Genomic DNA, 10,549 nt, shown 5'->3' on the forward strand with positions numbered 1-10,549 from the left:
AACTGCTCGAACTAATGTTTTTTTATTACACCGTCCACAGCTGTACTAATAAAAAAGCCCTTCTTAACTCTATACGTATTAAGAAGGGCTTTTATTTATACAAAACAAAAACACCTTCTCTATTCACCGTAGAGTTAAGTGTAGCAAAAATATAGGCAGGTCTTCTGACTTCAGTATCACAGCTTTATCTAACCTTCCGAAAACTTCCGTGGCAATTCAGTAAAGCTCCTCTGTTACAGCGGCGGGACCGTGCAGGATTTTCACCTGCTTCCCTTTTCACTAATAAAATATTAGCACCTAGATTTAATTATTTAATTTTATTCCCAATTCTCATTATAGTTTATAGATTTCATTTGTCAATAAAATTTTCCAAATATTACTTAAATTCATAATACAATTAAAATAATCTCTAGAAAATTTCCATAATTATTATATAATTTGATATTTTTAAATTTCATATGGTGTTTCTTGATAAACATAGTAATTCAGCCAATTTGAAAATAGTAAATTTGCATGAGCTCTCCATTTTACAATAACATCTTTATTGGGATCATTATCTAAGAAGTAATTCTTAGGCACATCTATTTCTAATCCATTTGAAATGTCTCTATCATATTCCAACTTTAAAGTTAGTGGATCATATTCTGAGTGTCCAGTTATAAATATTTGCCTTTCATCTTTTGAGGCTACTATATATACCCCTGCTTCAATTGATTCAGCTAAAATTTCAAGTTCATTTAATTCTTCTATATCTTTTTTTAAAACTTCAGTATGTCTTGAATGCGGTGCATAAAATTCATTATCAAATCCTCTCAAAAGCTTAACTTTATTGTCTAAAACTTTATGAGTAAAAACACCAAACATTTTTTTTGAAAGATGATGCTTGTGAATTCCAAAATGATGATAAAGTCCTGCTTGCGCTGCCCAACATATATGAAGGGTTGATGTTACATTAGTTTTGGAAAAATCCATAATTTCCTTTAACTCATTCCAATAATCTACATCTTCAAAATCAAGATGTTCAATAGGGGCTCCTGTTATTATCATTCCATCGAATCTTTCATCTTTAACATCTTTAAAAGAGTAGTAGAAGTTCTCTAAGTGTTCTTCTGATGTATTCTTTGATTTATGCTCCTCTATATGTAAAAGTTTTATATTTACTTGAAGAGGAGTATTACCTAAAAGTCTTAAAAGCTGATTTTCTGTTTGTATCTTAGTTGGCATTAAATTTAGTATTGCTATTTTTAAAGGTCTAATATCTTGATGTAATGCTCTATTTTCATGCATTACAAATACATTCTCTTCTGTAAGAATCTTTGATGCTGGAAGATTTTCCGGAATTATAATTGGCATATTAACATTCTCCTTATCTTATTAATCTTAGAGTTACTTTATTAGTTATATAAAATGACAAATTAAAAAACTAATTTTTAATCCAAATTTTCTAGAGCTTGATTAAAGTCCTTTATAATATCTTCAATATCTTCAATTCCTACAGAAACTCTTATCAAGTCTGATGTAACTCCTGAAGCCAACTGTTCTTCTTCATTAAGCTGTCTATGAGTTGTACTAGCTGGATGAATTACTGATGTTCGTGCATCCCCTAAATGCACAACTAAAGCTGCCAATTTCAAATTTCTAATGAACTGTTTTCCTCCTTCAACTCCACCTTTTATTCCAAAGGTTAAAATACCACTAGCACCTTTAGGTAAATATTTCTTAGCTAAGTTATAGCTAGCATGACTTTCAAGTAAAGGATAACTTACCCAACTAACCTTTTCATGATTTTCTAGGTACTGTCCCAATTTTAAAGCATTATAGCTGTGCCTTTCCATTCTTAAATGAAGTGTTTCAACCCCTAGATTGAACAAAAATGCATTAAAAGGACTTGTGCACGCCCCAAAATCTCTTAATAGCTGAACACGTGCTTTTACTATATATGCCGCATTTTTAAAAGTTTCAACATATTTAATTCCGTGGTAACTTGGATCTGGTTCTGTAAACTCAGGATATTTTCTATTTTCCCAGTTAAAATTTCCTCCATCTACAATGATTCCCCCTATACTAGTTGCATGGCCGTCAATATATTTTGTTGTAGAATGAATAACTATATTTGCTCCATGCTCAAGTGGATTACATAAATATGGTGTTGCTAAGGTATTGTCCACAATAAATGGCACTTCTTTTTTCTTTGCAACTGTTGCAAATTTTTCAAAGTCTAATATATTTAATCCCGGATTTCCTATTGTTTCTCCAAAGATTGCCCTAGTACTATCCTTAAAACAGGTTAATATTTCCTCTTCACTAGCATCCGGATTAACAAAAGTTACATTGATTCCAAACTTTTTTAAAGTTGTTGATAACAGTGAGAAGGTTCCTCCATAAAGAGTTGAGGCTGCTACAATATGCTCACCGTTTTTACAAATATTTAATATAGATAGGGCAGTTGCAGTTTGTCCTGAAGATACTGCAAGAGCTCCAACGCCACCTTCTAGTTCATTAACCTTTTCTTCAAAGGCGGCTACGGTTGGATTACTTATTCTTGAGTACATATGTCCTTCTGCTTTCAAATCAAATAATGCTGCTACTTCATCTGGATCATCGTATTTATATGTTGTACTTTGATAAATCGGTAAAATCCTTGGTTCTCCTGAATTAGGCTTATATCCTCCTTGAACACATATTGTCCCCTTGTTAAAATTATTTTTCATTATGTTTCCCCCTTAAATTTATTTATATAAAAATAAAAAACCGCTTTAATCTTACGATAAAAAGCGGTTATGTATAGCCATACAATAGACTATTAATTTAGATAGTCTACTCCTCTTCTTATCTTTCAGGATATTTCCTGTAGGAATTAGCACATTTCCAGTTTAACGTTTTAAACTAGCTGTTGCTGGGTTTCATCGGGCCAGTCCCTCAACCACTCTTGATAAGATTAATTTTTTATTTAATTTTAAATTAATTTAACATATAAATTTATAATATGTCAAGCATTTTTTACTTTATATATCATTTAAACCAACATTTTCATCAACCCTATTTGTAATTTTTACAATATATTACTTCAAGTTTCCTAAATCCTAAACCTTTGAACTATTTCATTTAATCTTTGAGCAAGTTCTGCTTGACTTTGTGCTGTTATTGCTACTTGTTCTACGGCTTTTGTGTTTTCATCCATACTTATTTTTATTGTTTCTGCTTCTGCACTTGATTTTTGTGAAGCCTGGGCCATATTTAGTACTGCTTCACTAACTTGCTCTACTGTAGCAGTAATTTCTTCTGCCATAGCTGCAATTTCTTCAGACATTTTGCTTACAAAATCCGAGTCATTATAATATTGATCACCAGTTTGTCCATAGGCATCAAATTGCTCCTGTACCTGTTTATTAATAAATTCTAATATATCGCTGCCTGTATCAATACTACTTTTAAATGCCTGCTGAACTTTAGAAATAGTATCTTGAATATTTATTACCGCTTGTGCTGATTGCTCTGCAAGTTTTCTTACTTCTTCTGCTACCACTGCAAAACCCCTTCCTTGTTCTCCAGCTCTTGCTGCTTCTATAGCCGCATTTAACGCAAGAAGATTAGTTTGTCCTGCTATACTGCCTATAGTATCTGCCATAACTTTTATGCTATCTACTACCTTTCCATCTTCTATAGCCTTCAGCATATTCTTTTGTTTTTCAATATATATTCTTCGAGTTTCCTCTATAGCTTGCTGGCTTTTATTTTTAACCTCTTTAGCTCTTTCTTTAAAGTTATTTGCATTACTGCTTCCTTCCATAGCTTTAGAAGAAAGTACATTAATACTTGAATCTACTTCTTGTGCAGATGCACTTATTTGCTGTGATGTAGCACTAGACTCCTGCATAACTGCAGCAATATTATCTACTGCTTCATCAATAGTTTCTGCCTTTGTTGCTAATTCCTCAACAGTAGAGGAAAGTTCTTCAGAAGATGCACTTATATCCTGTGAGTTTTCCATAATTACTTTTACTAAGTTGCTTACATTTTCCTGTGCTATATTTAAAGCTACACCTGTTTGTCCAAATTCATCTTTTCTTGTAATATCAATTGACTCTGTTAAATCATAGTTTGACAGCCTCTGTGCTAAATCCTTTATTTTATTCAATGGATTCATTATATTTTTTACTAATATATATGCCATAAAAGTTATTATTAAAAATGCTATTAGTGTATAAATTAAAGTGGTGTTTCTAACTTTGTTGAATTGAGCTATATTATTTATGTTATCTTGCTTTGCTAGACTTTCATTTATTTGAACACATTTTTTTATATTTTCAAACATACTATCCGTTATTGGTGATACAGTTGAATTATATAGTTTAATTGCTTCATCATAGTTATTAACTTTCACAAGTTCTATAACTTTACCTCTTGCTTCCCTATACTTTTCTAAATCATTTTTATAGTCAGCATATGCTCTTTCTTCTTCCTGTGATACTTCAGGTAAAGCTTGATATTCTTGTTCTAATAGCATATCTTCATTTGTTAAATTATCTATAGTTCTTATATATTCATTTAATTTTGATCTATCTCTTTCATAAACAATTCTAAGCATATTAGCTCTAATTTCATTTAGATTGCCCTTTGTCTCCTCTAAATTTTTGATAGATATTAAATTATTACTATACATATCATTTGCGCTTTTACTTATTTTTGCAGAACTAAATACTCCTTGTGCCCCAATTAAAAGTATGAAAATACATATTATTATAAATACTATATTAAGTTTTTTCTTTACACCTAAATTATTGAAAAATTTCATTTTATTGCTCTCCCTTTTTTTGAAAATCTTAACTTTAAAAATCCTATGACAAATAGCCCTTTAACTAATCGTTAAATGGCTATTTATTGAAAATCTACATAAATCATTTCAATCCCCTCCCTCTATGTCTCGTAGAGTTTTTGGCAACTTAAAATAGGCAGTATTCTGACTTGAGCGTCAATGTTTTTTCACCCTTCCCAGAGCTATCCAGTGGCATATTGAAAAAACTATTCTCTTACAGCGGCGATACCATGTGGGACTTTCACCCAGCTTCTCTTTTGCTCAACAAATAACTTATTTATTGAACCTATTTTAAAATTATTCAATTAATTATTTAAAGCTATCATCTTTCAACCTTAAGATCAATACATAATTTATTGCTTATCAAACTAATGCTATATTTATAAATAGCGCTTATTAGTCTTTTATAGCATATTTTATTATTTCCTTATAAGTTTAACCTTATTTATGTAATATTTCAACATTTTCCCGTAATATTTTTAATGAATTCTACAATTTGTCACAAATATTATTAAATCATCTAAGCTTATTTGTATACAATAATGGCTTGAAACAAATGATAATTTTATCTTAAAAAGCTAGCCGTTATGTAACGACTAGCTTTTAGCATTTAAATATTCGTTTATATTATGAAAGTACAAATTTTAATTTGTAACTTACATATAACTTATTTCTTATTCTCTTGTTCAAATTTTTTCATAAATTCGACTAAAGCTTTTACACCTTCTATTGGCATAGCATTGTATATACTTGCTCTCATTCCCCCAACAGTTCTATGTCCCTTCAAATTTTCAAATCCAGCTGCTTTAGCTTCTTTTACAAACTTAGCATCTAATTCATCTGATCCAGTTATAAAAGGTACATTCATTAAAGAACGATCCTTCTTTACAACCGTTCCCTTAAACATACTGCTTGAATCAAGATATTCATAAAGTATTGCAGCCTTTTCTTCATTAATTTTCTTCATTGCTTCTAGTCCACCTTTATTTTGAAGCCATTTAAATACTTTACCACACATATATATTCCATATGCTGGTGGAGTATTATATAATGAATTATTATCTGCATGAGTTTTGTATTTTAACATAGTTGGGGTTCCTGGTAGTACATCCTCAGTAATTAAATCCTCACGAATTATTACTATAACAACTCCAGCTGGCCCTATGTTCTTTTGAGCTCCTGCAAATATAAGACCATATTTAGTTACATCTATTGGTTCAGATAAAATATCTGAGGACATATCTGCAACTAGTATCTTATCTCCTGCATCTGGCAATTCATTATATTTAGTTCCATAAATCGTATTGTTATGACATATATACACATAATCTGCATCATCAGAAATCTTTAACTCTTTTAAATCAGGTATATATGAGTAATTCTTATCTTCTGAAGAAGCTATAAGATTAACCTTTCCATATATTTTTGCTTCTAACATAGCCCTTTTGGCCCATTGCCCTGTATTAATGTAGTCTGCAACTTTATTTTTCATCAAATTCATTGGAACCATTGCAAATTGCTGGTGTCCTCCTCCCTGAAGAAACAATACTTTATAATTATCAGGTATGTTTATTAGATCCCTCAAAGACTTTTCAGCATCTCCGATAATCTTTTCAAAAGCCTTAGAACGATGACTCATCTCCATAACTGACATTCCAGTACCATTATAATCTAACATTTCCTCTGCTGCTTCTTTAAGTACTTCCTCTGGTAATACAGCCGGACCTGCAGAAAAATTATATACTCTTGACATAAAAAGCCCCCCTTTGTTTTGTACACCTTGTTTTATATATTATAGTATAAAATTCATATTATGTACTACTGTAAATATATATATTATTAAATTTATTTATATTAAAGCAGAACAACCTCATTATCAACATTATTCCAAGTATAAGGTTTTATTGTCATAATGGAAATATCAGGGGGAGATTTTATGGAAAGATTAACTATTGGCCAAATGGCTCAGCTAAATAGCATATCAGAACAAACTCTGCGATTATATGATAAGATTGGTTTATTAAAACCAGATACTATAAATAATGGAAATGGGTATCGATATTATAATATTAAGCAAAATCTTGTTTCTGATAACTTACCTCAAATTTATTTTTGTAATGTGGGAACCATACTACGTAAAAATAATTTAGAAGAAAGACGTTTTTTCTCTAGTGAAGTTTTTGTATTTGTCGATAAGAACTCTGTAAAAAAAGAACTTACATTAGAAATTCCTGCTAACACTTATTTATGTATTTATTGTAATGAATTTAATAAAGAAAAAGATTATATTAACCGACTTTTAGATGCTGTTAAAAAAAATGGATATACCATTATTGGAGATTACATTTGTGAAGTTTTAACTGAACTACCTATTTTTGAGCATAATGAGCGTGGTATGTTTTTACGTCTGCAAGTCCCTATAAAATATAGTTAAACTTATAACAAATCATATTTGACTTTATACTTACTATAACCTCTATAATTAAACTATGATAATTATAATTTAAGAATGGAAGGGGTTATTTGTATGTTTAAGGAAAAAGTTCGTGTTGTTCAGTACGGATGTGGAAAGATGTCTAAATACACTCTTCGTTATCTATATGAAAACGGAGCCGAAATTGTTGGAGCAATTGATATAAATCCTTCTGTTGTTGGTATGGATGTTGGTGACTTGGCAGAACTTGGTGTAAAGCTTGGCGTACCTATTAGAAATGACGCTGATGCTGTACTTGACGAATGTGATGCTGACATTGCAATCGTTACTTTGTTTAGTTTTATGACTGATGTTTATCCTCACTTTAAAAAAATTGTAAGTCGAGGTATTAATGTAATTACTACTTGCGAAGAAGCAATTTATCCTTGGACAACATCCTCAGCAATCACTAATAAACTAGATGCTCTTGCTAAAAAATATGATTGTACTATTGCAGGCTCTGGTATGCAGGATATTTTCTGGATAAACATGATTGCATGTGTTGCAAGCGGTGTAAATAAGATTGAAAAAATACAAGGGGCTGTTAGCTACAATGTTGAAGATTACGGTCTTGCACTTGCAAAGGCCCATGGAGTGGGTTTAACACCTGAGGAATTCGAAATACAAATAGCTCATCCCGAAACATTAGAACCTTCATATGTTTGGAATTCCAACGAAGCAATTTGCTCTAAGATGGGTTGGACAATTAAATCACAAACTCAAAAATGTGTTCCATATTTTTATGATACGGATTTATATTCATCTACACTTGCTACAATCATTCCAAAAGGTAAATGTATTGGTATGAGTGCAGTTGTTACTACTGAAACTTTCCAAGGTCCTATCATTGAAACACAATGTATTGGAAAAGTTTATGGCCCTGATGATGGCGATATGTGCGATTGGAAATTTACTGGTGAGCCTGATACAGTATTTTATGTAAAAAAGCCAGCAACAGTTGAACATACATGTGCAACAATTGTAAATCGTATTCCTACTGTTATCAATTCACCATCAGGTTACTATACTGTAGAAAAAATGGAAAATATTGAGTATACGTCCTATCCAATGCAATTTTATATTGAGTAAATAAATAAGCTAGCCATGTATATGTGGCTAGCCTTTAATTTTTAAATATGATTACACTCACGAAGATTCTATGCTCTTGTCACTTCTTCTGCACTCTACTATAATATATAATGAAACAACCCTAGGAGGAATTTTAAATATGAAAATGATATTTTTTGATACAGAAACAACAGGTTTAAGACCAGGCAGCATATGTCAGCTCAGCTATATTCTTGTTGACACTGACTTAAAGCCAACAAAAACCACTGGCAGAAATATTTTCTTCACCGTTGAATATGTGGAGCCAAGTGCAGAAAAAGTTCATGGATTTAGCGTTGAAAAATTATATAAATTAAGTAATGGTAGATATTTTGAAGATTGCCTAGAAGAATTTCTATTAGACTTTCAAACTGCAGATGTTATCATAGGTCATAATGTCAGTTTTGATATAAAGTTTCTAACCTCTGAGCTGGAGGGTTGTGGAGAAGACTTCAATTGCAAACATATATTTTGTACTATGAATTATTATAAAAATATATGTAACCTTAAAAACAGTCATAATGACATTAAAGCACCTAAACTCGAAGAGGCTATTAAGTTTCTTAATATAGAACACTCCCATATAGATGTCTTAAGCAAAAAACTTTTTGATGATACAGCAAACTTTCATGATGCTAGATTTGATACCACAGCCACTTATTTGTTAGTTACAGAAGGAATAAAAAAAGGATACATTCCTCCAAGATATTTTACTAATATGGTTAATAGTATTTAAATTATTATACTCTTTTATTAATTTTAAAGTATAAGGCAAGTTTTCGTTATGGTGCTTGCCTCGTATCTATAGTGAAATCTCATGAGGAATTTTTCCATATAAATTTTATTTATTATTTCACCACTCCTAGCTCATTATATAATACGTGAAGAAAAGAATGAACTTCTTTTCCTAAGTAAGTATCCTGTACAACTTTTAAGCATCATACTAATTATCTCTTTCTTTTTTATAAATCTATTTTTAAATAAACCATATCCGTTAATTGTACACCATCTTCAAAAATCGGGTACTTGTAGTTATCAATAAAAAAGTTTTTAACTCTATGTGAAATTTTAAATCCACACCCTTCATAAAATAGAATTGTAGCAGGGCTATCACCTGTGCCAACAAACATAGTCTTACATTTATTCTTATAGCACTCAAAAATATATTTTACAAGTGTTCTTGCGTAGCCTTGTCCTTGGTATCTTTCATATGTAGCTAAATTCTTTATCTCATATATATCAGCATCTTCTTGCGTTACCACACAGATACTTCTTAAATCATCATCATATAAAGCAAACATGTCCCCTTGCTCTAAATACTTATCAATCATATCTTCATCTTCATCTGCTAATAATAATAAATCAAGAAATTGTTTCTTGTTTTCCAGAATTATTCTTATTTCCATTCTCATATCTCCTTGCTAAAAGTCTTTTTACAAAAACCTCTATCTATCTCTTAATTAATAATATAGCAGAACTTAGTGGATTTCAAATTACCTCTATATTTATAGTTTCTTTTATAATCTTTTTACTAATTTTTCTATCTTCGCTTGTTTAAATTAAAAAACCTTGTACTTATGTTAAGCACAAGGTTTTTTAACACTGAAAACCCAAATTAAAATGCTTTGAGTTAAAATATTTATTTATGAAAACTATGGATTTCTCACTCTTATTGACCCAATTATATATTATAAATGCTAGTTTTTAGCTTCCTTTATTTGAGCTATTAGTTCAGGAACAACTTTCTTGAAGTCTCCTACTAATGCTATATCCGCTATCTGCATGATCGGAGCGCTTTCATCTCTGTTTATAGCTATTATAAAGTCAGAATCCTGCATACCAGCTAAATGCTGAATAGCTCCGGAAATACCTACTGCAATGTAGATCTTAGGTCTAACTGTTTTACCAGTCTGTCCTACTTGGTAAGCTTTATCTATCCAAGCGTTATCTATAGCAGCACGGGATCCTCCTATGCTTCCTTCTAATACATCAGCTAATTCTTCAAGTAATGCAAAGTTTTCTTTTGCTCCTACTCCTCTACCACCAGATACGATGAATTCAGCTTCAGTTATATCAGCTACACTCTTAGCTAATTTAACAACTTCTTCAGTCTTAGTTCTGATGTCAGATTCTTTTACGTCCATAGCTATTGT

The 10,549-nt window shown here is 31.0% G+C and carries 9 protein-coding genes and 3 riboswitches; of the genes, 3 read left to right on the forward strand and 6 right to left on the reverse strand.

Translation table 11 applies throughout. The annotated features are described in order from the left end of the window. Nucleotides 1-137: 137 nt before the first annotated feature. Nucleotides 138-316: riboswitch (cobalamin riboswitch) on the reverse strand. A gap of 131 nt (nucleotides 317-447) precedes the next feature. The 4 genes from metA to serC all read right to left on the reverse strand — a co-directional run bounded on the left by metA (nucleotide 448) and on the right by serC (nucleotide 6,569). Continuing rightward, complete coding sequence (gene metA, locus JOC70_RS14160; RefSeq protein WP_204599540.1) at nucleotides 448-1,353, reverse strand: homoserine O-acetyltransferase MetA; 906 nt, start codon at nucleotides 1,351-1,353, stop codon at nucleotides 448-450. 77 nt (nucleotides 1,354-1,430) lie between these two features. Next, nucleotides 1,431-2,711, reverse strand: a complete 1,281-nt coding sequence (locus JOC70_RS14165; RefSeq protein WP_204599541.1) for an O-acetylhomoserine aminocarboxypropyltransferase/cysteine synthase family protein — start codon at nucleotides 2,709-2,711, stop codon at nucleotides 1,431-1,433. Nucleotides 2,712-2,826: 115 nt separating this feature from the next. Then, a riboswitch (SAM riboswitch) is annotated at nucleotides 2,827-2,939 on the reverse strand. A gap of 137 nt (nucleotides 2,940-3,076) precedes the next feature. Further along, nucleotides 3,077-4,795: a methyl-accepting chemotaxis protein gene (locus JOC70_RS14170; protein ID WP_204599542.1), complete on the reverse strand. Its 1,719-nt coding sequence runs from the start codon at nucleotides 4,793-4,795 to the stop codon at nucleotides 3,077-3,079. Nucleotides 4,796-4,934: 139 nt separating this feature from the next. Next, nucleotides 4,935-5,121: riboswitch (cobalamin riboswitch) on the reverse strand. A 362-nt stretch (nucleotides 5,122-5,483) separates the two neighbouring features. Next, complete coding sequence (serC, locus tag JOC70_RS14175; protein ID WP_204599543.1) at nucleotides 5,484-6,569, reverse strand: 3-phosphoserine/phosphohydroxythreonine transaminase; 1,086 nt, start codon at nucleotides 6,567-6,569, stop codon at nucleotides 5,484-5,486. A gap of 183 nt (nucleotides 6,570-6,752) precedes the next feature. Here serC and JOC70_RS14180 point away from each other — a divergent pair, with 183 nt between their 5' ends. The 3 genes from JOC70_RS14180 to JOC70_RS14190 all read left to right on the forward strand — a co-directional run bounded on the left by JOC70_RS14180 (nucleotide 6,753) and on the right by JOC70_RS14190 (nucleotide 9,132). Then, on the forward strand, nucleotides 6,753-7,250 hold the full coding sequence (locus JOC70_RS14180; protein WP_204599544.1) for a MerR family DNA-binding transcriptional regulator: 498 nt from the start codon (nucleotides 6,753-6,755) through the stop codon (nucleotides 7,248-7,250). A gap of 93 nt (nucleotides 7,251-7,343) precedes the next feature. After that, complete coding sequence (locus JOC70_RS14185; protein WP_204599566.1) at nucleotides 7,344-8,378, forward strand: NAD(P)H-dependent amine dehydrogenase family protein; 1,035 nt, start codon at nucleotides 7,344-7,346, stop codon at nucleotides 8,376-8,378. A 139-nt stretch (nucleotides 8,379-8,517) separates the two neighbouring features. Continuing rightward, nucleotides 8,518-9,132 (forward strand): 3'-5' exonuclease, encoded by a 615-nt coding sequence (locus tag JOC70_RS14190; protein ID WP_204599545.1) that lies wholly within the window; start codon nucleotides 8,518-8,520, stop codon nucleotides 9,130-9,132. A gap of 226 nt (nucleotides 9,133-9,358) precedes the next feature. On the opposite strand, the gene JOC70_RS14195 is transcribed toward JOC70_RS14190, so the two are convergent. Both JOC70_RS14195 and JOC70_RS14200 read right to left on the reverse strand, forming a co-directional pair. Beyond that, entirely contained in the window at nucleotides 9,359-9,802 is a 444-nt protein-coding gene (locus JOC70_RS14195) for a GNAT family N-acetyltransferase (RefSeq protein WP_204599546.1), read from the reverse strand. Nucleotides 9,803-10,093: 291 nt separating this feature from the next. Beyond that, a partial coding sequence (locus tag JOC70_RS14200) for an electron transfer flavoprotein subunit alpha/FixB family protein (protein WP_204599547.1) occupies nucleotides 10,094-10,549 on the reverse strand: 456 nt, incomplete at its 5' end.

Origin of the sequence: Clostridium pascui, assembly GCF_016908015.1 — a bacterium.
GTDB classification, from domain to species: Bacteria; Bacillota; Clostridia; order Clostridiales; family Clostridiaceae; genus Clostridium_AK; species Clostridium_AK pascui.